Annotated in this window: 1 protein-coding gene; it reads left to right on the top strand. The window is 61.9% G+C overall.

The window, feature by feature from the left end:
- Positions 1 to 294, top strand: a 294-nt coding sequence (locus tag EJV47_RS28300; RefSeq protein ID WP_165903962.1) for a hypothetical protein, incomplete at both ends; no start/stop codon positions are given.

The following is a 294-nucleotide window of genomic DNA, read 5'->3' as shown; positions in this document are numbered from 1 at the left end:
CTCGGTGGTTTCGCCCAACAAGCTGTACCTCAGCAAGGTCACGCTTACCGAGCCGCGCTTCGAGCTGGTGGCCTACCCCGGCGCCCAAAACGAGGGAACTAACCTCGATGAGTTCCTAACGGCCTTTCAGCGCCTGCTCGGCGCGCCCGACACCACCAAGACTACCACGCCCTTCGACTTCAAGGTGGAGGCGGTGAGCCTGCAGAATGCCCGCTTCGTGCTGGACCGCAAAGACAAGCCCCGAGCCCCGGAGTACGGCAAGTCGATGGACTACGACCACATGTACATCGACAG

This window comes from Hymenobacter gummosus, assembly GCF_003970915.1.
Lineage (GTDB): Bacteria > Bacteroidota > Bacteroidia > Cytophagales > Hymenobacteraceae > Solirubrum > Solirubrum gummosum.
This window is presented reverse-complemented; position numbering and strand designations above follow the sequence as displayed.